The sequence below is a fragment of the Paraburkholderia sp. genome (assembly GCF_035501035.1).
Taxonomy (GTDB): Bacteria; Pseudomonadota; Gammaproteobacteria; order Burkholderiales; family Burkholderiaceae; genus Paraburkholderia.
In genome coordinates this window covers 1-23693 of record NZ_DATJWR010000310.1, presented here as the reverse complement: position 1 = coordinate 23693, position 23693 = coordinate 1, and the positions used below count along the sequence as shown (strand labels likewise).

The 23693-nt window shown below is 65.4% G+C and carries 22 protein-coding genes; 5 read left to right on the top strand and 17 right to left on the bottom strand.

Annotated features, from left to right (window positions below):
- Nucleotides 1–22 precede the first annotated feature (22 nt).
- Complete coding sequence (locus VMJ11_RS22745; RefSeq protein ID WP_325621995.1) at nt 23–748, bottom strand: 2OG-Fe(II) oxygenase; 726 nt, start codon at nt 746–748, stop codon at nt 23–25.
- Between the two features lie 289 nt (nt 749–1037).
- Between VMJ11_RS22745 and VMJ11_RS22740 the strand changes: the two genes are divergently transcribed.
- Entirely contained in the window at nt 1038–1487 is a 450-nt protein-coding gene (locus VMJ11_RS22740) for an ester cyclase (RefSeq protein ID WP_325621994.1), read from the top strand.
- Between the two features lie 108 nt (nt 1488–1595).
- Here VMJ11_RS22740 and VMJ11_RS22735 read toward each other — a convergent pair whose 3' ends face one another.
- The 13 genes from VMJ11_RS22735 to VMJ11_RS22675 form a co-directional block, all read right to left on the bottom strand.
- Nucleotides 1596–1937 (bottom strand): Rieske (2Fe-2S) protein, encoded by a 342-nt coding sequence (locus VMJ11_RS22735; protein ID WP_325621992.1) that lies wholly within the window; start codon nt 1935–1937, stop codon nt 1596–1598.
- A gap of 3 nt (nt 1938–1940) precedes the next feature.
- Nucleotides 1941–2252: a YciI family protein gene (locus tag VMJ11_RS22730; RefSeq protein ID WP_325622025.1), complete on the bottom strand. Its 312-nt coding sequence runs from the start codon at nt 2250–2252 to the stop codon at nt 1941–1943.
- A gap of 5 nt (nt 2253–2257) precedes the next feature.
- Nucleotides 2258–3130, bottom strand: coding sequence for an intradiol ring-cleavage dioxygenase (locus VMJ11_RS22725; protein WP_325621990.1), 873 nt, complete (start codon nt 3128–3130; stop codon nt 2258–2260).
- A 45-nt stretch (nt 3131–3175) separates the two neighbouring features.
- Complete coding sequence (locus VMJ11_RS22720; protein WP_325621988.1) at nt 3176–4243, bottom strand: maleylacetate reductase; 1068 nt, start codon at nt 4241–4243, stop codon at nt 3176–3178.
- 7 nt (nt 4244–4250) lie between these two features.
- The gene (locus VMJ11_RS22715; protein ID WP_325621985.1) at nt 4251–5717 is read right to left on the bottom strand and encodes an aldehyde dehydrogenase family protein; all 1467 of its coding nucleotides are present in this window, start codon (nt 5715–5717) and stop codon (nt 4251–4253) included.
- Between the two features lie 39 nt (nt 5718–5756).
- Nucleotides 5757–6776 (bottom strand): hydroxyquinol 1,2-dioxygenase, encoded by a 1020-nt coding sequence (locus VMJ11_RS22710; protein ID WP_325621983.1) that lies wholly within the window; start codon nt 6774–6776, stop codon nt 5757–5759.
- 100 nt (nt 6777–6876) lie between these two features.
- On the bottom strand, nt 6877–7371 hold the full coding sequence (locus tag VMJ11_RS22705) for a hydroxyquinol 1,2-dioxygenase (RefSeq protein ID WP_325621981.1): 495 nt from the start codon (nt 7369–7371) through the stop codon (nt 6877–6879).
- Between the two features lie 118 nt (nt 7372–7489).
- Nucleotides 7490–8419: a LysR family transcriptional regulator gene (locus VMJ11_RS22700; protein ID WP_325621979.1), complete on the bottom strand. Its 930-nt coding sequence runs from the start codon at nt 8417–8419 to the stop codon at nt 7490–7492.
- 117 nt (nt 8420–8536) lie between these two features.
- Nucleotides 8537–9811: an MFS transporter gene (locus VMJ11_RS22695; protein WP_325621977.1), complete on the bottom strand. Its 1275-nt coding sequence runs from the start codon at nt 9809–9811 to the stop codon at nt 8537–8539.
- A gap of 369 nt (nt 9812–10180) precedes the next feature.
- Nucleotides 10181–11473, bottom strand: a complete 1293-nt coding sequence (locus tag VMJ11_RS22690; RefSeq protein WP_325621975.1) for a TRAP transporter large permease subunit — start codon at nt 11471–11473, stop codon at nt 10181–10183.
- Nucleotides 11470–12030, bottom strand: coding sequence for a TRAP transporter small permease (locus tag VMJ11_RS22685; RefSeq protein WP_325621973.1), 561 nt, complete (start codon nt 12028–12030; stop codon nt 11470–11472). Before VMJ11_RS22685 ends, VMJ11_RS22690 begins: the two co-directional genes overlap by 4 nt.
- On the bottom strand, nt 12027–13043 hold the full coding sequence (dctP, locus tag VMJ11_RS22680) for a TRAP transporter substrate-binding protein DctP (protein ID WP_325621971.1): 1017 nt from the start codon (nt 13041–13043) through the stop codon (nt 12027–12029). The genes VMJ11_RS22685 and dctP overlap by 4 nt, the downstream gene beginning before the upstream one ends.
- Nucleotides 13044–13113: 70 nt before the next feature.
- A complete protein-coding gene (locus VMJ11_RS22675; RefSeq protein WP_325621969.1) occupies nt 13114–14694 on the bottom strand; it encodes an alkaline phosphatase family protein in 1581 nt (526 codons plus the stop codon).
- Between the two features lie 99 nt (nt 14695–14793).
- Between VMJ11_RS22675 and VMJ11_RS22670 the strand changes: the two genes are divergently transcribed.
- A complete protein-coding gene (locus tag VMJ11_RS22670) occupies nt 14794–15603 on the top strand; it encodes an IclR family transcriptional regulator domain-containing protein (RefSeq protein ID WP_325621967.1) in 810 nt (269 codons plus the stop codon).
- Between the two features lie 9 nt (nt 15604–15612).
- Here VMJ11_RS22670 and VMJ11_RS22665 read toward each other — a convergent pair whose 3' ends face one another.
- Both VMJ11_RS22665 and VMJ11_RS22660 read right to left on the bottom strand, forming a co-directional pair.
- On the bottom strand, nt 15613–16698 hold the full coding sequence (locus VMJ11_RS22665; RefSeq protein WP_325621965.1) for an FUSC family protein: 1086 nt from the start codon (nt 16696–16698) through the stop codon (nt 15613–15615).
- Between the two features lie 53 nt (nt 16699–16751).
- Complete coding sequence (locus VMJ11_RS22660; RefSeq protein ID WP_325621964.1) at nt 16752–18068, bottom strand: HAMP domain-containing sensor histidine kinase; 1317 nt, start codon at nt 18066–18068, stop codon at nt 16752–16754.
- A gap of 279 nt (nt 18069–18347) precedes the next feature.
- Between VMJ11_RS22660 and VMJ11_RS22655 the strand changes: the two genes are divergently transcribed.
- Nucleotides 18348–19067, top strand: coding sequence for a response regulator transcription factor (locus VMJ11_RS22655; RefSeq protein WP_325621961.1), 720 nt, complete (start codon nt 18348–18350; stop codon nt 19065–19067).
- 256 nt (nt 19068–19323) lie between these two features.
- Here VMJ11_RS22655 and VMJ11_RS22650 read toward each other — a convergent pair whose 3' ends face one another.
- Nucleotides 19324–20232 (bottom strand): amidohydrolase family protein, encoded by a 909-nt coding sequence (locus tag VMJ11_RS22650; protein ID WP_325621959.1) that lies wholly within the window; start codon nt 20230–20232, stop codon nt 19324–19326.
- Nucleotides 20233–21066: 834 nt separating this feature from the next.
- On the opposite strand from VMJ11_RS22650, the gene VMJ11_RS22645 reads away from it, so the two are divergent.
- Nucleotides 21067–21750 carry a GntR family transcriptional regulator gene (locus tag VMJ11_RS22645; RefSeq protein ID WP_325621957.1) on the top strand — a complete coding sequence of 228 codons (684 nt, stop codon included), beginning with the start codon at nt 21067–21069 and terminating at the stop codon, nt 21748–21750.
- Between the two features lie 176 nt (nt 21751–21926).
- On the top strand, nt 21927–23261 hold the full coding sequence (gene argG, locus VMJ11_RS22640) for an argininosuccinate synthase (RefSeq protein ID WP_325621955.1): 1335 nt from the start codon (nt 21927–21929) through the stop codon (nt 23259–23261).
- Nucleotides 23262–23693 lie beyond the last annotated feature (432 nt).

The window sequence follows — 23693 nt, the reverse complement described above, 5'->3', positions numbered from 1 at the left end:
TGAATTGCGCGATGTTCGGGCACTAGCGCGAATCGTGAAAAATAAGGCCCACCGTGTGACGTTTCCCGCTGCGCACCACGCTGACGCCGTGCCGCATGGCCACCTTGCGCGTGCCCCCGCGCCGGTTCAGCGCAGGCCGCTGATTGACGGTGAACAGCACGGCGTCGCCCTGCTCCAGCGGAATCACTTCTGCGCGCTGGCCGTTCGGCGCGCTCTCCGTCATCACGAACTCGCCGCCTTCGAAGTCGGTGCCGGGTCGGGAAAGCAGAATCGCCACCTGTAGCGGAAACACATGCTCGCCGTAGAGGTCCTGATGCAGGCAGTTGTAGTCGCCCGGACCGTACTCGAGGATGAGCGGTGTCGGGCGCGTCTGCCCCGCCCGGCGGCATTGCTCGAGAAACGCGTCCAGTTCGTCCGGGTACTGCATGTCGACGCCCATTTGCCGGTTCCAGCGATTGGCGATCGGCGCGAGATACGGATACAGCGCATGCCGTAGCCGATGCAGCAACGGCGGCAGCGGATACGCGAAGTACTTGTATTCGCCACGCCCGAAATTGTGGCGCGCCATGACGATGCGCGAGCGGAAGCCGTCTTCTTTCGCATACAGGGCCGCGAGCTTTTCACATTGCTCGGGCCTAAGCACGCGAGGCAGCACGGCGTTGCCGCGCGCATCGAGCGATCGCTCGATCTCGGCCCAATCGTATGTTCCGGAATCCGCCTTCTCGGCCCTCATGGCTGCGGCTCTCATGGCATTTGCTCCTCCGTTGGCAACCCGCATTTTTGCTTGAATTGTGCCCGCAGCGCGCGCAAATCCCGCGCCACCAGCCGCGAGACAGCGTATCACCACCGCCTCGGCGACAACATTACGCTAGCGCGCGGCGCGTTCCGATCCGGATCTTGCTATCTAACTCGACGCACACTATTGCGCGAATTTCACGGCAAGAAACGGGTATCTGCCCGCAATGCCGATCGATATCGTGGGTTCGAGGCGGAGCAATCCTGCTTCACCGTCACCGACTATCAGCAAGGAGTCGAATATGTCGATGCAAGAGGGCAACAAGGCGATCGTTGGCCGCTGGTTCACGAGCTTCTGGGGCGAAACATGCGACCTCGGCGTCGTCGACGCAATCGCCGCGCCGGACATGCTGCTCAAATATTCGCTGCACGAACCGCGCCGCGGCCGCGAAGACATCGTGGCGTTCATGACGGATTTCCGCGCGGCGTTCCCCGATCTGAACTTCTGGGGCACCGCCGACCTCATCGCCGAAGGCGACTATGTCGTGGGTCAGTGGGAAGGCGGCGGCACCCATACCGGGCCGGCGTTCGGCGACCTTCTCGCCGGAACCTTGCCGGCCGCGAGCGGCCGCAAGATGCACTTCACCGGCACCACGGTGCTGCGATTGAAGGACGGAATGATCGTGGAAGAACTGGGACTCGACGATGGCGTGACGGCGCTCACGCAACTGGGGCTCATCAAGCGGGCTTGACCGCGGCGGCGGGCGCTGCGCGGCTCGCACGCGAACACGTGGACTCACACCGCACGCACGGGTCCACGTGCAGCACAACGCGCGTACGCGAGTTATTGATCAGGATGACTACGCACTGTCCCGATGCACCATGACATTCGCCTGCGCGTCGACCCATACGGGTACGGCGTCGAGCTTCGCGCCGGTGCACGGCCCGTCGATGCACTGCCCGTCTTCGAAGCGAAACAACGCGCTGTGATGCGCGCACATGATGACTTGCGCCCTGTACGTCGGCACACGGCCTGGCTCGTAGTCGAGTGGCACCGAGAAGTGCGGGCAGCGATTCTCATACGCCCACACCTGCCCCGCACGCCGCACGACGACGACGGGCCGCCCCGCCAGCGCGGCATCGATCACGCGCGCGCCGCCGTCGGGCACATCTGCGAGGCAACACAGGCTCACGATGTCCATGGTTCACACCCGTTGCTCAGGATTGCCAAGGTTCCAGTCCCAAGGACGAATCTCGACGCGCTCGAATACGCCCGCCAGCGTATACGGATCGTCGCGCACGAAGCGCATCACGTCGTCGTAGGCTTCCGCCTCGATCACGAGCAGCGTGCCGTTCAGCGCGTCGCAATGCGGCGCGAGCGTGGAGCCGCCCAGCCTCACGAACACGCCGCGCTGCGACGCCGAGCGCAGATAAGTGCGATGCACCGCCCGCACGCGATCACGCACTTCGCGCATGCCGGGCTTATCGGTGGCGAACACCGCGTAGTAGCGCGTCAAGGGTCTCATGCGCGCTCCAGCACGAAGTCGTAGCACGCCTCGCGAAAGCCGCCGTCGAAGCCGAACTGCTCAGCGAGCGCTGCGCCCGCCGCGTGCTCGCGATAGTCCACCATCAGCGAAGGCTTCACGCCGAACACGGCGTCCGAGTCGAGATACGGGTCGTTGTGGTTGAACAGATGCGTCACGAGCGTGCTGTGGCGAGGCGCCGTGATCATGAAGTGCAGATGCGCGGGCCGCCAGGGATGCCGCCCCGTCGCTTCGAGCATGCGGCCCACCGGCCCGTCGGTCGGAATCGGATAGCAAACGGGCACGATGGTTCGGATTGCGTAGCGACCTTCAGCGTCGGTGCGATAGCGCCCGCGCAGGTTGCCGTGCGGCTGCGCGGTGTCCTGCCCCGAGTACATGCCGTTGTCCGCCGTTTGCCACACGTCGAGCAGCGCGTTCGCCACGGGCTTGCCCTCTGTCGAGAGCACGCGGCCGTGCACGAGCGCAGGCGTGCCCGGCGTGAACGCCATGTTCTCGCCATAGGCGCGCTCGGGCATGCCTTCAATGTAGAACGGCCCGAACACGGTCGTATCGGTCGCGCCCGTTGCGTAGCGGTGATTGATCGCGTCGACGAGCATCGACACGCCCAGCGTGTCGGAAAGCAGGATGAACTCCTGCCGCACGACGTCGTCGCACATCTGGCCCGTCTCGGTGAGAAAGCGGATCGCAGCGAACCATTCCGCCTCGGTCGGCTCCACTTCGCGCACGAACGCATGCAGATGCCGCACGAGGCTTTGCATCAGCGTGCGCAAGCGCGCATCGGGCGTATTCGCGAAGCGCGCCACGACCTGTTCCGTCAAGGCCCGTTCGGCCTCGGTGCCATGCATCGACATGGTGTCTCCTTTCCTATGTCTTGTGTGTTGCCCGCACGGAGCAGACTAGCGCGGCGCGGCGCCTTCCCACGCTCGCTGCAGCAACGCGCGGATCGCCTCGCGCTCTAGCGGACGTGGATTGGGGTACGCATTCGTGCACGCAAGATCGGCCGCTTCGTCGAGGCCCGATTCGGGCATGCCGATTTCCTCGAGCGACAGCGGAATTCCGAGCGACTGGTTCAGCGCGTACAGCAGTGGCCCGGCCTCCTGCGCATGCTCGCCGCCGAGCGCACGCGCCACGCGTTCGAGCGCCTGCGGCGCGGCGGCGTGGTTGTAGTGCGCAGTATGCGCCAGCATGACCGCGTGCGTTTGCGCGTGCGGCAGGTTGAACGTGCCGCCCAGCGTGTGGCAAAGCTTGTGATGCAGCGCCATGCCCACCGCGCCGAGGCAGGTGCCGGCCAGCCACGCGCCGTAGAGCGCACGGCTGCGCATCGCCGCGTCGTCTGGACTACGAACGATGGCTGGGAGTGCCTCGCCCAACGCGCGAATCGATTCTTCGGCCATCAGGCTGATCACTGGATTTGCGTCTTCGGCATAGAGCGCCTCCACCGCGTGCGCCATCGCGTTGACACCCGAGGCCGCCGAAATGCCAGCGGGCAGCGAGACCGTGAGCGAAGGGTCGTAGATCACCGTGCGCGGCAGCACGCGCAAGTCGCGGCCGGTCTTCTTCAGGCGCCCTTCGGTGAGGCCGTAGATCGGCGTCATCTCCGAGCCCGCGTAAGTGGTGGGCACGGCGACGATCGGCAACGACGACTCGAGCGCGATCGCCTTACCGAGGCCGATGGTCGAGCCGCCGCCCACGGCCACGCAGCACTGCGCGTCGAGCGCCGCCGCCTTTTCGCGCGCGGCCCGCGCCACTTCCACGGGCACGTGCATGACCGCCTCCGCGTGAATGCCCGCGGCCCGTTCCCCGAGCAGGCGCGCCACCTCTTCGGCGAGCGCGCGCTGCTCGGGCGTCGAGAGGATCAACGCGCGGCGCGCGCCGAGACGGTCGACTTCCTCGGGCAGCCGTGCAAGCCCGCCCCACTCGAACACGACACGCGACGGCAAACCCTGATAGACGAAGCGATCCATGTTGGCCTCAGCGCTTGAAGTGCGGCGGCACCTGGGCGTCCACGTTGACCCACACCGAGCGGGCCTCCGTGTAGTCGTGCATCGCCTCGAAGCCCATCTCGCGCCCGTAGCCCGACTGCCCCACGCCGCCGAACGGGCTGCCCGGGTTCACGCGCTTGTAGCAGTTGACCCAGCACATGCCCGCGTGAATCTTCGCCGCCATGCTGTGGGCGCGTGACAGATCGCGCGTCCATAAGCCGCTGCCGAGACCGTAGGCCGTGCTGTTGGCAATCGCGAGCGCCTCTTCGTCGGTGCTGAAACGCAGCACTGTGACGAACGGGCCGAACACCTCTTCCTGCGCGATGCGGTCGTCTGGCGTCTTCGCCTCGACCACCGTGGGCCGCACGTAGTAGCCGTTCGCGAGCGCAGGGTCCTGCGGCGCGCTGCCGCCCGTGAGCACGCGGCCGCCCTGCTCGCGCGCCACGTCGACGTATGCCTTCACACGCTCCAGGTGCTGCAGCGACGTGAGCGGGCCCATTTCCGTTTCGGGGTCCAGCGGATTGCCCACGCGAATCGAAGCCGCGAGCGCGACGAAGCGCTCGAGAAATGCATCGGCAATGCGCTCGTGCAGCACGAGACGCGAACCCGCGATGCAGGCCTGCCCCTGGTTGTGGAAGATCGCCCAGGCCGCGCCGTTGATGGCGGCGTCGAGATTGGCGTCGTCGAATACGATATTGGCGCCCTTGCCGCCCAGTTCGAGTTGCACGCGCTTGAGGTTGCCCTGCGAGGCCTCCACGATGCGCCGCCCCGTTGCCGTCGATCCCGTGAACGCGATCTTGCCGACGCCCTGATGCTCCGCGAGGCGCTGCCCCGCCGTGTGCCCGTAGCCAGGCACGATGTTGACCACGCCTGCGGGAAAGCCCACTTCCGCCATCAGCTCGACGATGCGCAGCGTGGAAAGCGGCGTGATTTCCGAGGGCTTCAGCACGACCGTGTTGCCTGCCGCCAGCGCCGGACCCATTTTCCAGCTCGTGAACATGAGCGGGAAATTCCACGGCACGATCTGCCCGACCACGCCGATCGGCGCGCGCTGCACGTAATTCAGGAAGCCCGCCTCCACGGGAATGACCGAGCCCTGTAGCTTGTCGGCCATGCCGCCGAAATAGCGGAAGCATGCGGCCGTGCGCGGCACGTCGAGCGCGCGCGAATCGCGGATCGGGTGGCCCGTGTCGAGCGACTCCAGTTGCGCGAGTTCTTCTCCGTTCGCTTCGATGGCGTCGGCCAGACGCAGCAGCAGGCGCCCGCGCTCGGCGGCCGGCATCGCCGCCCACTGCGGGAACGCGCGCGTGGCGGCCGCAACGGCCAGGTCGACGTCGGCGGCGGTGGCCGCGGCGATCTTCGTGATCAGCGAGCCGTCGTGCGGATTGAGCACGTCGATCGTGCCGCCCTCGACGGCGTCGGTGAAACGGCCGTCGATGAACAATTGCGTTTGCATGTGTAATCCTCGGTTGATGCTCAGGAATGCTTGCCGCTATCAGAACTCGACCGGATAGGGCTTGAGATCGCCGCGCTCGTAGCGCTTGGGCAGATCGGGGGTCGCGTTCTCCCACACGAGCAGCATCGAGCGCTTGGTCGAATAGCCCTGGTGGCGGATATCGGCAGGCATTGCGCAAATGTCGCCCGCGCGCATCGTGATGCGTGCGCGTGGCGCACCGGTGTTCTTGTCGCCGATGTCCCAGACGATCTCGTCGGAGAGCTGCAGGAACCATTCGACGCGGTCATTGCCGTGGAAAACCGGCAGGATGTACTCCTCCGTGGTCGGACAGAACAGGCTCTGGCCGCATACCGAGGTGACCGAGGGGTTCCACGTCACGTCCGAACGCGAGAGGTACTTGAACAGGTTGAACGCGTGCAGCTCGCCTTCGAAGCCCGGCTCGGCGTGCACCTCGGGGTCGTCCTGGGGCACGTCGGCGAATGCGCGGTTCACGGGCAGGTCGTCGCGCAGCGGCGAGTCGCCTTCGAGGCCCGGCATGCGGCGCGTAGCGATGCGCGTGCGCTCGATCGCGGCGTCGTTCTCGCCATGCTTGCGGCCGAATGCGGTGCCCGTTTCCTCGGGCGCGGCGAACGGGTCGAAGCCTTCGTTGGTCCAGTCGTGCAGGATCGCCTTGAAGGTCGCCATGATGGCGGGCGTTTCGAAGGTTTCGATATAGTCCACGCCAGCTTCCTTCATGATGCCGTTGAACGAGCCCGCATACACGTCCACCTTGCCGTAGTGATTGCGCGTGCCGAACACGTGGTCGAAGTTCACCCAGCCGTAGAAGAAGCCCCACGCGACGTCGCGCATCATCGCGCGCAGGAATGCGTCGGCGGGAATGGCGTGCGTGCGGGTCTGGCCTTTCGCGGGCCACAGCACCTTGACGAAGTATTCGTCGCGCGTGAATTCGAAGGCGCCGAGCGTGAAGCGGCGATAGCCGGTCACGGCGTCGGGTTCGCTCGCGCGCACGGTGTCGGCGGCGAAGCCTGCGGAGTGATCGAGGGTTTCGAGGGTGGCCATGTGGTGTCTCCTGTCGACCGGAGTCAGTGCTTCAGCACTGACTCCGGTCCCATGCCCTTAAGGGCGAAATAGTCGGAATGAGCGGATCGGGCTTACGCGATCAGTGCAGGCAGATGTCTGCCCACTTCTGCACGGAAAGCTCGCCAATCATGGTCTGCACGAGCGCCACGCCGGCCTTTTGCGCGGTGAAGCGATACGCGCAGCCGGCCGGCAGCAACGCCTGGTGGCCCCGGCGCAGCACCACATGACCCATCGTCCGGCCCGCGGGTTGTGCGCCCGCGTCGACCGTGCCCGTGCTGCCCGTGGGCGGCGCATCGAGCTTGATGAAGTCGATGCGCACTTCGCCATCCATCAGGACTACGAACTCGTCGTGTGCGCAGGCGAGCCAGCGCGACTGCCCTTCGGTGCGCAGCACCTCGATCACGTATTCGAGGTTCTTGCCGACCACGACCTTCTCATAAGGCGCCGATTGTGCGGCAACTTCGAAAACGTTCGAGAAAACATAGTGGCGGGCGTCGCCGCTCGTGATTTCGATCTCGCCCTTGCGGTACTGCCCGAGCGAACCGAAGACGGTATGGAATGACGAATCGGTCATGGTTGTCTCCTTTTTTGGAAGGTGTCGTTGGATTCAACTTTAGGAGCGCCACGGGGCGGCTACAACCGGCGGTGACGCGACTACGGCATTCGCGTTTCGCAAACAATCGCGCCGAGCGCTAGCGCACCCAGCCGCGTTCGATCAGCGGCACGTCCCACGCGGGCTCTGGGCCCAGGTACTCGGCCAGAAACTCCACGAGCGCCTTCACCTTGAGGGCCTGGCGCTGCGTGGACGGATAAACGGCCGCAAAGCTCAATGACGAAAGCTCGTAATCGGTGAGGATCGGCACGAGCGAACCGTCGAGCAGCGCCGCACTCGCCACGAGCGTGGGCAGGCAAACCACGCCGCCGCCCGTGAGCGCGTAGTCGCGCAGCAAGTGGACCGAATTCGAGCGAATCATGCCGGGCAGCTCCATCTCGACGACTTCGTCGCCGCGCGTCATCACCCAGCGGTTGCGCGAGGGGTAGCCCGAATAAAGCGCCGTGGTGTGCTGCAGCAAATCGCGCGGATGCTGCGGCGCGCCATGCTGCTCCACGTAGGCAGGCGCTGCGCAAAAGAGCCGCCTCACCGAAAAGAGCCGCCGCTCGATCAGCGAGTCGGAGATGGGTGGAAATATCTGGAAGGCCACGTCAAAGCCTTCTTCGATCGGATCGACCACGCGGTCGTTGACGATCACATCGAGCTGGATGCCCGGATAGCGCCGGTTGAACTCGGCGAGCGGCGCGCCGAAATGGCCGAGCGCGAAGCCCGGCAGCATCTGGATGCGCAATCGTCCCGTGGGCGTGGCGCGCAGCTCGCGCATCTGGTCGGTCAGCTCGTTCACGCGGCCCACGACCTCCGCGCATTCGCGATAAAACGCCTCGCCGACTTCGGAAAGGCGCACGTGTCGCGTGCTGCGGTGAAAGAGCGGCGCGTTGACGAATTTTTCGAGCTGCTGGATGCGGTTCGTGACGACCGAGCTGGTCACATTGAGCTGCCGGGCCGCCTCCGCGAAACTGCTGGTCTCCGCCACGCGCACAAAGGCTTCGATACTCAAGAATCGGTCCATGCTCCTCTCTTCTTCATGGGTTCGGGCCATCCAAGTATATGGCTCGACTCTACGCCCCTGTACCGCTGAAGCACGGGCGGCATGGCAAGAGAGGACGACCTGGACAGCGCACGCTCCTTATTCGGGCTGCCCGGCTGCGGGCAATGGCGCGGCGGGGGCAGCCGCGTCGCGGCGCCGCAGCTTCGCAGGCGCGGTTTCCTTGAGCAGGACACTCACCAGCACGCCGAGCACGACGGCGCCGATCGGCAGCCACAGAATGTTCTGGATACCGAAGTGAGCGGCAACGAATCCGGCGAGCGCGGGCGCCACGCCACCGCCAAAGATTTCGCCCGCGCCCACCACGAGCCCGATGGAGGTCGAGACCATGCCGGCCGGCGCGGCCTCGGTCGCGACCGGTCCCGAGAGCAGCGAAACGAGGCCGAGTGTGAAGAACGACGCCGCGAACAGCACGGCGAAGAGTTCGAGCGGCTGCGCGCCCAGGCCGCGAAACACCAGCAGCATGACGGCGGTGCCCACGAAGCCGATGACGCTCGCCACGCGCCGGCCCAGCAGATCCGAGAGCCCCGGCAAGCCGAACTGTCCGACGAAACCACCGAAACCGATGGCAGACGCCACGATGCCCATGCGCTGCGTATCGAGTGCGAGATATTGCGTGAGGTAGAGCGGCAGCATGGCCCCGAGCACGAACACGCCGGTCATGGCGCAAAAGAGCGCCACCATCGCAACGGGAATATTGCGGCTGCGCAGCACGTCGCGCCAGTGGCCGCGTTCAGCCACGGCCGCGTGCGCGCCAACGTCGCGCGCGGCCACGTCCCGGGGCTCGCGAATCACGCGGTACATCAGCAAGCCGAGAATGAGCCCCGGCACCGAAACGAGCGCGAACACCCAGCGCCAGCTCATCACACCCAGCAGTTGCGTGGCGATGATCGGCGCGAGGGCGAGTCCGAACAGCGCGAACCCGCTTTGCTGGAGTCCGAGATTGAAGCCGCGGCGCTTCGGGTGCGAGGCATCGGCCGTGGCCGCGAAGCTCGTTGGGCAGAACGAGCCTTCGGCCACGCCCATCAGCGCGCGCACGGCGAGCAGGCTCGCGAAGCCGCCCGCGAGGCCGGAAAAGCCCGAGAGCAGCGAGAACGCGACGATCGCCGGAATCAGCACCTTGCGCCGGCCGACCTTGTCGGACATGCCGCCCATCACCGCCGCGAACACACCCCACGAAAGGCCCAATATGCCGATGCAGTTGCCCACATCCTGCGCGTTCAGGTTCAGGTCCTTCATGATGGATGGGAACAGCGGGGCGATCAGCCAGCGGTCGAGGCCCACGAGGCCGAAGCCCAGCGCCAGCAGTGCCACGGCCTTCCACTCGTAGGCCACGTCCCATGTGTTCGGTTTCATCTCTGTCTCCTTGGGCCAGTCGCCTGCCGCAGCGTTTGACGTTGCGGGCCGCCCGCCCTTTGCCGGCGCAAGTCGCGCCATCCTGTACGTTCGAAAGCGGTGTGCGACGCTGCGGATTCGCAGGACGCCATCGACATCGACGCCACCAGGATAGTCGCAAGCACCGCGTAATCGGAACCGGATAACGCCCGAATACGTCATTCGCGAATCGCAAACAATGGGCTTCGCGCCGCGGGCGGGCAATGCAGCCGGGACGCTGCGCCATGTGCGCCGCGCGCGCTTTGCCGCGCGCCGCCCATCCCAGGACAATTACCGGTAGACGCACTCACGCTCGCCGGGCGGTATGCCGGCACGGTGAATAGGCAAGGTTCAGCGCATGAGCTTGACCAGTTCGAGCGCGACGCCCGGCACGAGGACCACCACCACGAGCGCGACGATGTTCGCGCACAGGAACGGCACGGTCCCGCGGAAAATGGTGCGTATCGACAACTCGGGCAATATGGTCTTCACCATGAACACATTCATGCCGACGGGCGGATGAATCATGCCGATCTCCATCATCATCGCCACGTAGATGCCGAACCAGATCATGTCTGCGCCGAGAGGCTGCACGACCGCGGCAAACACGGGAATGGTGAGCAGCATCATCGCGAGTGCTTCCATGAGCGAGCCGAGCACGATGTAGATGCAGGTGATGACGGCGATCACGCCGAGCAGCGGCAAATGCAGCGCGTGAATCCAGGCAACCAGGGTGGCGGTCAGGCCGGAGAGCGTGATGAAGTTTGCGAACACCATGCCGCCGAAAGCAATCGCGAAGATCATTGCGGTCGTCTTGCCCGCCTCCACGAGCGACTCGAACAACAACGCCCAGGTCAGCTTGCGGCGCAGCCCCGCGAACAAGAGCGCGCCGGTCGCGCCGACGCTCGACGCCTCCGTCGCCGTGAAGACGCCGCCGTACAGGCCGCCCACCACGAGCAGGAACAAAGCGAGCACGCCCCAGATCTTGCCGAGCTTGCGAAAGCGGGTGGGCCAGTCCACCCGCTCGCCGCGCGGGCCTTTGGCGGGATCGCGCCGCACGGTCCACCAGATCGAGAGCAGGAACAGCGCGCCGAGCAACAGGCCCGGGCCAATGCCCGCGATGAAAAGCTTGCCGATGTCCTGATCAGTCAGGACTCCATATATGAGCAGTGGAAAGCTTGGTGGAATCAACGCGCCAAGCGTGCCGCCCGAGCTCACACAGCCGGCCGCGAGGCTGTCCGCATAGCGATGCCGGCGCATGGGTGGCATCGCGACCTTCGTCATCGTGGCAGCCGTGGCGATCGAACTGCCCGACATCGAGGCAAACCCCGCGCAGGCGAGCACCGTGGCGTGCGCGAGACCGCCCTTGAAGTGGCCAATCCAGGCGTTGGCCGCGTCGTAGAGCTCCTCGGCCAGATCGGCCTTGTAGATGAACGTGCCCATCAGGATGAACATCGGCAGCACGGAGAGATTCTCGTTGGCCGCGAGATCCGCGATCGTCATGCCGGCCATGGCGAGCGCGGGCTCCCAGCCGCGAATCAGCGCAAAGCAGCCCACGCCGATACCGAGCATCGCAAAGCCGAGCGGCACGCCGACGAATGCGAACAGCAGAACGGCGACGAAGCCGGAGAGTGCGAGCGTCATGGCGTCTCCTTGCGGCCGAGGGCAGCGAGATGATCGAAGGTGAGCGCGAGCAGTACGAGCAGCGTGACGCCCGACAGCGCGCTCATGGCGTAGCTGAGCGGCGCGAGCGGCCACTCCAGCACCGTCGTGGTGATGCGGTTGTGCGCGAGGTCCGCACCGTCGCTTGCGAGCTGCCACGTCATGATGCCTACGGCAACGAGGCTCACGAGCAGCACGAACAGGTGTTGCAGCCAGCGGCCGAGGCGCCCGAAGCGCCCCTGCAGCAGGTTCACGGTGATGTGCTGCTGGCCGAGCGTGACGAGCGGAAACGCCGAGAAAATGAGGATCGCCATGGCAAAACGCACGATCTCGGAAGCGCCGCGTATGGGCGCGGCGAACCAGTAGCGCATGAAGACGTCGCAGAAGGTAAGGCCCATGATCGAAAGCAGCACGAGCGCAACGACAGCGCCGAGTGCGCGCCTGAGCCAGCGCGAGACGGCGCTTTCTCGAGGAATGCTGGCACCATCGGCAAGGACGCCGGGTGGGTGCAATGCAGCCGAAGGACTTGCGTGGCTCATTTCGCCTCCTGTTTCGCTTCGTCGCGGTAGTACGCAAGGGCTGCCGCGCCATCCACATGCAATTGCTCCGCGCGCGCCAGCCATTGCGCGTCCATCGGTTTCGCCAGCGCGCGCAGTGCATCGACGAACGCGGGCGATGGATCGATGAGCTTGAGCCCCCTCGCCACGGCTTCTTCGCGTGCGTGCTCGTTTGCCGCGTCGATCACGGCCATGCGGTGCGCGAACGCTTCACCCGAAAGCGCGGTTATGGCCGCGCGATCGGCCGGTGCAATCGAGGCCCACACCTCTTTGTTCACGAAGAGCGAGAAGCTCGGGGCGGTGATGCCGCCCGGCACGCTGGTCTCGAAGCGCGCATAGCGGACCACGTTGAAGCGCGCGGCATCCATCTCGGGAATGCCGGCAAAACCGTCCACGGTGCCGCCCGCCACCAGCTCGCTCATCTTCGCGGCGGGCGTGGCGACCACGCCCGCGCCGCCACGGTCCATCAGCGTCGAGGCAACGCCGGGCAACGCCCAGTACTTCACGCCGCGTATGGCCTGAAGCGACGTGACAGGTTCCTTGAGGCTGTATATCTCGCCCGCCGGAAACACGACGAGCGCGAGCAGATGGACGTCGCGATATTCGTCGGCCTGCCTGAAGTACTTTTCATGGGTGCGCCAGAGCGCGACCGACATGCCCTCGGACGAAGCGGAGCCTAGCGGCAGATGCGCGAGCTGCTCGAGGCTCGCCTTGTTCTGGATAAGGCCGTTGAAGATGTACGCGCCGTCCACGATGCGCTTGCGCACCACATCCCACTGTTGCTGGGGCGAGCCGATGCTCGTGGGCGGAAAGACAATCTTGACGCGCCCCTGCGTGGCGCGCTCGACGTCCTCGGCCCACGGCTTCATGACCTCGACGTTGAAGATGTGCTGCGGCGGCAAGAAGGCGTTGACGACCAGCGTCGTGGCGGCGTGCGCCATGGCCGGTAACGCCATCCACAGCGCCGCAACGAGGGCTGTGATGAGGCGAACCATGTTGTCTCCTGCTTATAAGAATGAGTTGGGCCGGCGTAACCGCAGCGGGGGCCGGCGCCCCGTGCGGCCGCTACCAGTCGCCCAGCAGGATGCCGCCTTTCTCCGAGACCTCCGTCCAACGCTCGACGAAGCGCGCGGGCGCCGTCTGCCGCAAGGTGCGGTGGCGCAGCCAGTCGAACAGACGCTCGTGCAGCCCGGCACGCACGGCCGCGTGCGCGGCGTCGTGGCCAAGGTCGTGCAACTCGTCGGGGTCGGCCGCGAGATCGAACAGTTGCGGCGCGAAGCCGTCGTAATGGATGTATTTCCAGCGGCCGTCGAACACCATGAAGCAGCGGCAGCCGTCGAGCTCGCGGCCAAGCCGCGTGCGCGTGCGCGAGCGGAACGAATAGTCGAACTCGCTGAACACGGCGTCGCGCCACGCCACGCTGCTCGCGCCATGCAACAGCGGCTGCAGCGAGCGGCCCTCGACGATATGGCCGGGAATCTCCACGCCAGCGGCGTCGAGGAAGGTGGGCAACAGATCGATCGCCTCGACGAGCCGCCGCTCGACCGTGCCGCGCGTGGCATCGGCTTCGGCGCGCGGATCGACCACGATGAGGGGCACGCGCGCAGCGGCGTCGTGAAAGAGCTCCTTTTCGCCAAGCCAATGGTCGCCCAGATAGTCGCCGTGGTCGCTCGTGAACACGATCATTGTGTCCTGCTCGCGGCCCGTCTCGCGCAGGAAGGCGAACAACCGGCCCAGGTGATCGTCGATCTGCTTCACGAGCCCCATGTAGGTGGGGATGACCGTGTTGCGCACCTCGTCGCGCGAAAAGCTCACGCTCTCGTCGTGCTTCATGAACGCGCTATGGACGGGGTGCGGCCGCTCACGCTCATCGAGCGTGCGCACGGCGGGCTTCACGTCTTCGGCGCCATACATGTCGTTGTAGGGCGCGGGCGCCATGTACGGCCAGTGCGGCTTGATGAGGCTCAGGTGCAGGCACCAGGGCGCGTCGCCCTGCTCGCGAATGAACGCCATCGCGCGCTCGATCATGTACGGCGTTTCCGAGTGCTCCTCACTGACGCGCGCGGGCTTCGCCGCGTGGCGCATCTTCCAGCCGCTCAGGATTTCGCCGTTTGGCCCTTCTGCCGAATTTGCGTAGTCATGCCAGGGATTGTCGCCCTCGTAGCCCCGGCTCCTCAGGTAGTCGCAGTACGGCGTTTCCACGCGAGCGCCGAAGAGACCCGGGTGAATGCCGTCGTCGCGATCGAACGGCTCGAAGCCGCACTCCTCGACCAGCACCGCGCCCGGCGATTCGTGCGTCATGCCGAGGCGCTGCATGCCCGCCTTGTCCGCGACCATGTGCGTCTTGCCCGCTAGCGCGACGCGCATGCCGCGCGCGCGCAGATAGTCGCCGAGCGTGAGTTCGCCCACGGGCAGCGGCACGAAGTTCCAGTACGCGCGATGGCTCGCCACATAGCGGCCCGTGTAGTACGACATGCGCGATGGTCCGCAAACGGGACTCTGCACGTACGCGCGCTCGAAGCGCACGCCGCGACGCGCGAGCGCATCGATATGAGGCGTGTGCAGCGTGGGATGGCCATAGCAGGACAGGTAGTCCCAACGTAGCTGATCGCACATCACGAACAGAATATTCTTGACTGTCTCCATCTTTCTCTCCTTCGGATGAAGAGAGCGTAGTTCAGCCCAGATGCGTGCCCCAGCGATTTCTGAGAAGATTTCACCCAGTGAAACGCTACGGATCCCGCCATGTGGTCCCCCAAAGTCAAGACCATCGACGCCCTCGAACGGGGGCTCATCACGCTCAGGACGCTGCAGGAGCTTCAGGCCGCGAGCCTGCACGATCTGCATCTGCATACGGGCATTCCGAAGGCCACGCTGCTGCGCATTCTTCTGACGTTGGAGCGCCAGGGCTTGATCTGGCAGCGGCTGGCCGACGGACTCTTTCGACCGAGCTATACGCTGCAGGCACGCGCGCGGCGCCTCGATCGCGTGGACCATCTGATCGAATGCGCGGTGACGGAACTGGACCAGTTGCAGGGCCGCATCCTCTGGCCGTCGGATCTCGCCGTGCGGCGCGGCACGACGATGGCGCTGTGCGAGTCGAACCGCACGCGCTCGTACTTCGTCGTCAACCGCGACAAGCTCGGCTACGAGATCAACATGCTGCGCTCGGCGGTCGGACGCGCGTACCTGGCGTTCTGCCCCGACGACGAGCGCGAGGCGATACTCGAAGCCTTGCGCACCGGCGCGCGCCCGGGCGACGAGCGTGCGCACGATCGCCGCTACGTCCGGCAACTGCTGAACGAAACGCGGCGCCTCGGCTATGGCGCGCGCGAAAGGACCTTTGGCGGCGCGTACGATAAATCGCGTGCGCAGTACAACGACGGCTTGTCCGCGCTCGCGGTGCCGATCGCCGCGCCCGACGGCTCCGTTGCCGCGTGCATCAACATTGTGTGGATCGAGCGGCTCTTCAAGGTGGAGGAGATGGCCGCGCGCCATCTGGGCGATCTGCAGGCCGCTGCCGCCCGGATCGCCGGGAAGATACGCGAAGACTGAGCGCAGCGATCATGCTTTGCCGAGGTGCTCGGTGTGCATGTCGCTCAGGCGGCTGAGCAGGATGCCATAGCCCGTCAGGTGCCCGAGATACACGCTCGTGTACACGCCGGTTGCAGGCAACGCTTCGACGAGCGCGTGCAGTTCCTCTAGCGTGAGCGGCTTCGCGGCGAGGCCAGGGCGTTCGATCCGAAGGTCGGCTTGCGAAGCCAGTTGCCTGTGCACGTCGACGAGGCGCGCGAAGCCGCGCCGGTAGGCGTCCTTCCATTGCGCGTCGAGCGCTTCGAATTGGGCGTTGAAGGTATCGAGCGTTTCGAGGAATCCGACGATCGAATCGAAAAGCTCGTGATAGCACGAGAAAAGCGGCAGGCGGTCGCGATTGCGCTCCAGGTGGGGCGAGACCCAGGACTGCTCGAGATCCGACTTGAGCAGATCGTGGGCCTGCTTCAGATTGCTGCTCGACAGACGCAGTGCGGCAGTGGCCGACTTCAGCTTCGCGCGGTCCACCGTTTGCGTGGCGACCTCGTCGAGCAAAGCCGTGGCTTGTTCGTTGCCGTCGTTGACGAGCGTGTTCGCCCAAAAGCCGTGATCGGGCGGAAAGGCAATCTGCTGAATGATGAAGCCGAGCAGCATGCCGAGCACCACGCCGATCAACCGTTGCTCCAGCAACGGTATGTGCTCGCCCGTGTACAGCACGAGCGTCATCGGCACCGTGATGCTCGTCATCTGGAACACCGAAGGGCGGATGCGCACAATCGTGAAGATCACGAGCGGCAGCAGGATCACGCCCAGCCACAGGTGCGGCGCAGTCGCCCATATCAGCAGCGTGCCAATGGGCATCGCGACCAGATTCGACATCACGCGTTTGTAGAAGTACCCGCGCGCCGCCGAGATAGAGCTGCCGAGCGCAAGGGTAAGCATGGCCGAGCCGGAAAGCGCGACCGCCGCCTCGGGAAAGCCGCACGCGTAGGGAACGCCAAAGCCGATCCACAAGCCGAGCGTGAGCTTCGTATATTTCGCGAGTTCGGAAAGGGAAAACCGTGCCAGTGCGCGGCGAAACGGCGTGAGCGGTTTGTGAGCGTAGGAGATGGAAGCCATGAATGGACTTTGCGATAGGAACGACGAGGACCGCTGCGGATCATACCGGCAGATCAAATCAACGGAAACGTCACCTCGGCCCGCAGCCCCGACTGACCGTCGTCGCGGTTACGCAGCGTGACGGTCCCGCCATAGCGCGTAACGATGGCCCGCACGATCGCGAGACCCAGCCCGCTGCCCTCCGCACTCTGGCTCACGCGAAAGAAGCGGTCGAACACGCGCGGCAGCAGCGCCTCGGGAATGCCCGGCCCGGTGTCCTGCACCACGATGTGCGCGACGCCCTCGCCCGGGTGCACGCGCAGATCGACGGCGCCGCCTTCGGGCGTGTAGCGCAGCGCGTTGCCCACGATGTTCTTGACCACGGCACGCATGTCCGATTCCGTCGCGCGCACGCGGGCAGGCATCAATTCGTCCGCGCCGATGTCGATGCGCTTTTGCGTCGCGATGGGCAGCAGTTCGGAAACCACCGAAGTCACGACTTCTGTCACGTCGAGCTCGACCGGCTCCGAGGTCGAAACCTGCGCTTCGGCGCGCGCCATCTGCAGCAATTGCGAAACCATCGCGCTCGTGCGCTCGATGCCGCGATGCAGCGCGAGGAAGCGCTCGCGATTGCCCGGCGCGATGTCGGGCCGGAGATTGTCGGCCTGCAGCTTCAGCGCGGTCAGCGGCGTGCGCAGTTCGTGCGCGGCATCGGAAATGAAGTGGCGTTCGAGCTGCATCGATTCGTCGAGCCGCTCGATCATCCGGTTGATCGAGCTCACGAACGGGTCCAGCTCCACCGGCAAACCATCGGCCGGCAGCGGCGTGAGGTGCGCGGAGTCGATGGCCTGCGCGCGCCGGCCGAGCCGCTTCAGCGGGCCGAAGGCGCGCCGCACGCACAGGTAGACGGTGACCCAGACCGCCGGAATCAGCACGAAAATGGGCAACAGCGCCCGCACCGCGCTGCGCTCGGCAATGTGCTGGCGCACCGACACGCGCTGCGCGACCTGAATGACCTCGTCGTAGGTGACCAGCGTGTAGACGCGCCAGGCCTCGCGATTGACCACCTGGTCGGAAAAGCCGCCCGGCGAATCGCGGTTGAACACGACCGTGCTATCGGTCGTGCGCGTGGGCGTTTTGTGGTGATCGGTCCAGACCAGCACGACGAGATCGTCCGCGTTGCCCGAGCCAGACGAGCTGTGGGGAATGGCGGCTTCGAACACGTCGCGGATACGCACGGCGACATCGGAAAGGCGGTCGTCGAGCAGCGCGTTCACGCCGACGAGCGCGAGGCGATATGAACTCACGCCCTGCACGATGCCGAAGATCGAAAGCAGGATGCCGAGCGAGACGATCAGTTGCGTGCCGAGAGACCTGGCCTTGACGAGCATGATGGTCGACGTTGCGGTAGCGGTGGCGCTTTGGATCGGCGGCCGAGCCTGCGTAACGATAGCAGAATGCCCGCCGCGCGGCGCCCGCGGTCCCTGGCGCGGGCGTGGCCCGCTTGTGAGCTGCTTCTGGGCTGCTTCTGGGCTGCTTGTGGCCGGCAAGGGCCTGCGCGTGATCTATACTTTTTCGTTGGCGGCCGCCGGCCACAGGCGCTGCGAACGTTTCGGAACCCCAGGGGTTTCGCACTCCAGATTTGACCCCTTCTGAGTGGGCCCATCACCATGCGTATCCTCGTAGTCGAAGACGACATCGATATCGGCCAGGGCCTGCTGCGTGCGCTCAAGGACACCGGCTACAGCGTCGACTGGATCCGCGACGGCGCGAGCGCGAAGGAAGCCATGCTCGGCAACGCCTACTCCATCATCCTGCTCGATCTCGGCCTGCCCGGTTCCGACGGCATCGACGTGCTCTCCTGGACGCGCAGCCGGGGCTGTACCACGCCGGTGCTGATCGTGACGGCGCGCGACGACATCGACACGCGCATCCGCGGTCTCGACATCGGCGCCGACGACTACCTGCTCAAGCCGTTCAACACCTCGGAGCTGCTCGCGCGCATCCGGGCGATCGTGCGCCGCCATGCGGGCGCCGCCGTTTCCACGCTCGGCGACGAAACGCTGTGCCTGAACCTCGAAAAGCGCGAGCTTTCGTTTCGCGGCCATCGCGAAGTGCTGCCCGCGCGCGAGTTCGCGCTCGTGGCCGCGCTGCTCGAGCGCCCGGGTGTGATCCTCTCGCGCTCGCAGCTCGAAGACCGCCTCTACGGGTGGGGCGAGGAGGTCGAAAGCAACGCGGTCGCGGTGCTCATTCATGCGGTGCGCAAGAAGTTCGGGCACGAGGTGATCCGCAATATTCGGGGCTTTGGCTGGACCATCGACCTGCCTTCGCGCGATGGGGCGAATCCGCCGCCGGCCGCGGGCGACTCGGGCTGCCCGGCGGCGGGCTGACCCCTCGCGCATTCCGTCATACGGTGCGGCGCAACGCGGCCCGCACGGCACCATGCGCAGCAAGGGTGGCGCGGTCCGCCGGCGGCGCGGCAGACACGCTCAGGGCCGCCTGCGCGGGCTTCGCGTGCGAAGACAGCGCCGCCGGTGCCAGCATCCACGCCGCGATGCCGGCCAAGAGCGCGTCTGCCCGTTGCACACGGTCGTTGCCGGCGCAGCCGCGCCGGAGTCGCATTGAAATCACCACGCGGCCCGAATCTCATGCCGGCTTGAACCAGCGATTCGCGACGCCGAAAAAGAGCTCGTCGATTTCCGCGTCCGAACAGGTATCGATCAAGCGCCCGTAGCGCTCGTACAGTTCGGGAAACCCCGTGGCGAGCCCGCTGATCGGCATGTGGCTGCCGAACATGCAGCGCGACACGCCGACGGTCTCGAGCGTGGCCGCCACCCACGGATAGACCTGATCGACCGACCAGCGCATGCCGAAGATGCACTCCAGCGCCGAAATGTCCACGCAGATGTTTTCGCAGGCGGCGAGATCGGCGAGGCTGCGTTTCCAGTTCGCGTAGCCGTCGCGGCCCAGATCGAGCGGCCAGCCCATGAGCGCGACGGTGAAGCCCATGTCGGGATACGAGCGAATCACGCGGATCAAGTCGGGAAGCTGCGGCGCGAACACTTCGAGGCCGCACTTGAAGCGGTGGCCGTTCAACAGCCGGAGTTTGCTGCGCCACGCGGGGTCGCGCATCAGGTCGGGCCGCTTGGCGAAACGTCGCAGCGGGTTGGCCTGGTCCCACACGAGGTGCTCGCGCACGGCCGTCACGCGCGGCAGCGCGGCATAGCGCTCCAGCACCTGTTCGAGGTTGGGATCGAGGAAATCGACCTGAGCGACGAGCGCGTGACGCAGACCGCTCGCCGCCGCGAGGCGCTGGGCCCACTCCGCTTCGCGGCGCGGGTCCGATGACAGGAATTCGTGCCAGACGACCGCATCGACATTGTGGTCGCGGATATCGGCGAGATAGTCGTTCAGCAAATAGCGGCGCGGCAAGCGCTCGTCGTTGCCGATGAAGGCCTCGTAGCCGGGATCAGCCTGTTCGAGGAAGGCGTGCCGGTTCTGGCGGTAATCGTAGAGGTGTAAATGGGCGTCTACGATCCTGTGGGGAATCTTCATGGTCTCACTCTTTTCGTTGCGGCTGCGGACCCGTTTCGGGTGCCACTGCGTCCGTTCAATCGACGTTTGCGAACGCATGCGGCGCATGCGTAGCTGTACTCACGGCTCCTCGGCCAGTGCGTGGATCGAACGGGCGCGCCGGGTGGTTCGAGGTGATTTCGGAATCCGGCTTGCGCGCGACGCTCACCACGGCACGCATTCTCGGCGCGCAAAGTTAGGGGGGAATTAGCCGAATTCGCGGCGGCTTTTGTGGCGACCCCTGAATAGCGCGCGCCCCTGTTGCAACGACCGATCGGTCGGAATATGGGTATGAGCGATGGGCTACCCGATACATCGTTTGGTCACGAGATTACTTCGCATTCCTTCTTGTTTTGTCGCTTGGTGTGGCGTTGCGGTAGAGGCGCCACCACGATCGAGTGATTCAGGAACCCTCACGTCATCCATGATGGCCGCAGCTCTGCAACGTTTGCGACATGCTCGAACCCATGGTTGCGCGCAACGCCAGCGCGGCGAAGTGCACGTCGGTACGCCCGGCGCGGGCGGACACGCCGACCTCGCGACGCGCCACGCACGGACACACGCATGCATGCGCTGATCGTTGTGCCCGCAACGTCGATGAACAAGCGCCTCATCTCCTTCAAGATCCGGGCAGCCATGCTTTTAGTGTCGACAGTTATACCCCCGTGCATGAAGAATGCCGATCGCACTCCCGGAACGAATTGCCCTTGTGTATACACTCAAGCGAACTGCCTGCGCGCTCGAGGGCATAGCCAGTGAGCGATTTGTTACAATCGGCGGCGCTGCGCCCGGCTGCGGCGCCTCGGGGGAAAGCGTATGGATGAAGACGTCGGCGTGATGGCCGCTTCGGAAGCGGGCGAGCAAACGCCCGTGGCCGAGATCGTCGACTGGGTGGCGCGCGGCATCATCGAAGGGCGGCTGCATCCCGGCGACGACCTCAATTCGGTCGATCTCGCGAAACGCTTCGGCGTGAGCCGCACGCCGGTGCGCGAAGCGCTCTTCGCGCTCACGCGTGAGGGCCTTGTCGACTGGTCGCCGCGCCGCCGGCCGCGCGTGGCCACCATGAACCTCAAGGAAGTGCGCGAGATCTACGAGTTGCGCGCCCTGCTCTATGCCCAGGTATCGCTCGCGATCGTCGAGCACGCCACGGACGAAGACATCGAAGCGCTGTGGCGCGCGCATCGCAAGTTGGCCGAGGTGGCGGCGAAGGGCGACGTGGACGGCTACTTCTGGGCCAACGTCGCGTTTCGTGACGAGGAACTGCGCGTGAGCCACAACGGCATCTTCAAGGAGGTGCTGGACTCCATGCGCATGCGCACGAACCGGCTGCGCCACCTGAGCACCTCGCTGCCGGGGCGTTTGCAGCGTTCGTGCACGGATCACCAGCGGCTGTGCGAAGCGTACGCCGAGCGCGATGGCGTGCTGGCCGCCGCGCTGAACCGCTCGATCGTGATGGGCGCGCTGCACGCCATCGAGGCAGCCTGGGACAGCCAGCGCTGAGCAGGCGGCGAATCAGCTTGGGGGCAAGCGGCCCATGCCCCTTTTATGGGCGCGGATATCGCGTCGTATGAGGCGTCGAGCCCTGCCCGCCAAACTTGCCGAAAGGCCAGGGATGCCAGATACTTGACGATTCGACCGAATTCCCACCGCATTCTCGTTCTACCGGGTTCTTTCTCATGAGCACAATTCTCGAAAGCCTTCCGACCGGCCAAAAGGTCGGTATCGCGTTCTCCGGCGGTCTCGACACGAGCGCCGCGCTGCACTGGATGCGCCTGAAAGGCGCCGTGCCGTACGCCTACACAGCCAATCTCGGCCAGCCCGACGAAGACGATTACGATTCGATCCCGCGTCGCGCGACCGAATACGGCGCCGAAGGCGCGCGTCTGATCGACTGCCGCGCGCAGCTCGTGGCGGAAGGCATCGCGGCCCTGCAGTGCGGCGCGTTCCACATCTCTACAGCCGGCGTCACGTACTTCAATACGACCCCGATTGGCCGCGCCGTAACGGGCACCATGCTCGTGGCCGCAATGAAGGAAGATGGCGTCAACATCTGGGGCGACGGCAGCACCTACAAGGGCAACGACATCGAGCGCTTCTACCGCTATGGCCTGCTCGTCAATCCGGACCTGAAGATCTACAAGCCGTGGCTCGACCAGCAGTTCATCGACGAACTGGGCGGCCGCTCGGAAATGTCCGAGTTCATGCGCCAGTCGGGTTTCGAATACAAGATGTCGGCTGAGAAGGCCTATTCGACCGACTCGAACCTGCTCGGCGCGACGCACGAAGCGAAGGACCTCGAGAGCCTGGAAAGCGGCATCAAGATCGTGAACCCGATCATGGGCGTGGCGTTCTGGCGCGACGACGTCAAGATCGACAAGGAAGAAGTGACGATCCGCTTCGAAGAAGGCCAGCCGGTTGCCCTGAACGGCAAGACCTTCCCGAACGCCGTCGAGCTGATGCTCGAAGCGAACCGCATTGGCGGCCGTCACGGTCTTGGCATGAGCGACCAGATCGAGAACCGCATCATCGAGGCGAAGAGCCGCGGCATCTACGAAGCCCCGGGTCTGGCGCTGCTTCATATCGCGTATGAGCGCCTCGTGACGGGCATCCATAACGAAGACACGATCGAGCAGTACCGCGAGAACGGCCGTCGCCTTGGCCGCCTGCTCTATCAGGGCCGCTGGTTCGACCCGCAGGCGATCATGCTGCGCGAAACCGCCCAGCGCTGGGTCGCGCGCGCGATCACCGGCGAAGTGACGGTCGAGCTGCGCCGTGGCAACGACTACTCGATCCTCAGCACGAAGTCGGAGAACCTCACGTATCAGCCGGAGCGTCTCTCGATGGAGAAGGTCGCTTCGACGTTCTCGCCGCGCGACCGCATCGGCCAGCTGACGATGCGTAACCTCGACATCACCGACACGCGCGAGAAGCTGCGCGTGTACTCGAAGGTCGGTCTGCTCGCACCGGGCGAGGCTTACACGCTGCCGCAGCTGAACGACGGGAAGAAGTAACGCGTCATCGCCACGCTGCGAAGAAGGGGAAGGCTCCGGCCTTCCCCTTTTTTTATTGCTTCGCGAGTTGGCAAAGGGGCGTTGACGGTGTTGAAGTTCTCCACAGTTTTTGTTGGCAAGCTTGTGGAGAACACTGGAACGACTACCCCAACCCGTTGATCCAGCAGATCTTTTCTGGTGTGGGACGGCATGCGGCACAGCAGCAACGCGCACGCCATTCCGGGCACACGGTGAAGGTCATCGAATACGCCCACATCCTCTACAGCTGCCGAGCGTATTCACCGACGCTCACTGCACGGCAAGCTGCTTCATCTTCCCGTACACGAATTGCCCGAAGTACCACGACAAGTCGGAGTGGTTGAGGATGTTCGCATCGGATAGCGAGCCTGCCTCGAGCTTCAGACGGCGCAGCATGAGCTTGCCGGCCTGCGA